Source organism: Alkalicoccus luteus (genome assembly GCF_012034335.1).
In the GTDB taxonomy this organism is placed as follows: Bacteria; Bacillota; Bacilli; order Bacillales; family Salisediminibacteriaceae; genus Alkalicoccus; species Alkalicoccus luteus_A.
On sequence record NZ_JAATHJ010000062.1, the window covers coordinates 1 to 1,749 of the forward strand.

The window sequence follows — 1,749 nt, forward strand, 5'->3', positions numbered from 1 at the left end:
CGAGACAGAAGGAATCGATTGAGCTTGATGCTCCTTAGAAAGGAGGTGATCCATCCGCACCTTCCGGTACGGATACCTTGTTACGACTTCACCCCAATCATTTGTCCCACCTTCGGCGGCTGGCTCCATAAAGGTTACCTCACCGACTTCGGGTGTTACAAACTCTCGTGGTGTGACGGGCGGTGTGTACAAGGCCCGGGAACGTATTCACCGCGGCATGCTGATCCGCGATTACTAGCAATTCCGGCTTCATGCAGGCGAGTTGCAGCCTGCAATCCGAACTGAGAATGGCTTTCTGGGATTCGCTCCACCTCGCGGCTTCGCCACCCTTTGTACCATCCATTGTAGCACGTGTGTAGCCCAGGTCATAAGGGGCATGATGATTTGACGTCGTCCCCACCTTCCTCCGGTTTGTCACCGGCAGTCACCTTAGAGTGCCCAACTGAATGCTGGCAACTAAGGTCAAGGGTTGCGCTCGTTGCGGGACTTAACCCAACATCTCACGACACGAGCTGACGACAACCATGCACCACCTGTCACGTTGTCCCCCGAAGGGGAAAACTCTGTCTCCAGAGCGGTCAACGGATGTCAAGACCTGGTAAGGTTCTTCGCGTTGCGTCGAATTAAACCACATGCTCCACTGCTTGTGCGGGCCCCCGTCAATTCCTTTGAGTTTCAGCCTTGCGGCCGTACTCCCCAGGCGGAGTGCTTAATGTGTTAACTTCGGCACTAAGGGCATCGAAACCCCTAACACCTAGCACTCATCGTTTACGGCGTGGACTACCAGGGTATCTAATCCTGTTTGCTCCCCACGCTTTCGCGCCTCAGCGTCAGTTGTAGGCCAGAAAGTCGCCTTCGCCACTGGTGTTCCTCCACATATCTACGCATTTCACCGCTACACGTGGAATTCCACTTTCCTCTCCTACACTCAAGTCCTGCAGTTTCCAATGACCCTCCACGGTTGAGCCGTGGGCTTTCACATCAGACTTACAAGACCGCCTGCGCGCGCTTTACGCCCAATAATTCCGGACAACGCTTGCCCCCTACGTATTACCGCGGCTGCTGGCACGTAGTTAGCCGGGGCTTTCTCGTGAGGTACCGTCAAGGTGCCGGCCTGTTTGACCGGCACGTGTTCTTCCCTCACAACAGAACTTTACGATCCGAAAACCTTCGTCGTTCACGCGGCGTTGCACCGTCAGGCTTTCGCCCATTGCGGATGATTCCCTACTGCTGCCTCCCGTAGGAGTCTGGACCGTGTCTCAGTTCCAGTGTGGCCGATCACCCTCTCAGGTCGGCTACGCATCGTCGCCTTGGTAAGCCACTACCTTACCAACTAGCTAATGCGCCGCGGGCCCATCTTTCAGTGAGAGGAGAAAACTCCCCTCTTTTACAGCCGGTTCATGCGAACCGGCTGGTTATCCGGTATTAGCCCCGGTTTCCCGGGGTTATCCCAGTCTGAAAGGCAGGTTGCCCACGTGTTACTCACCCGTCCGCCGCTCATTCCACCGGCTTCCCCCCGAAGGGTTCCGCCGGTTTCCTGCGCTCGACTTGCATGTATTAGGCACGCCGCCAGCGTTCGTCCTGAGCCAGGATCAAACTCTCCATGAAAGAGTAGCCTGATCAAAGCTGTCCTCCCGGTGAAACCGGTCGGTCAGAACGGAATCTGGCTAAAGATTCCTGTATTTCAAAAATTGACAGAGAATGATTCATTCTCTTTCCTTCTTCTCGTCTTTTGTTTAGTTTTCAAAG

At 54.9% G+C, this 1,749-nt stretch carries 1 rRNA gene; it reads right to left on the reverse strand.

Features of this window, described 5'->3' with window-relative positions:
• Nucleotides 1–38 precede the first annotated feature (38 nt).
• Nucleotides 39–1,608, reverse strand: a 16S ribosomal RNA gene (locus HCN83_RS17840).
• Nucleotides 1,609–1,749 lie beyond the last annotated feature (141 nt).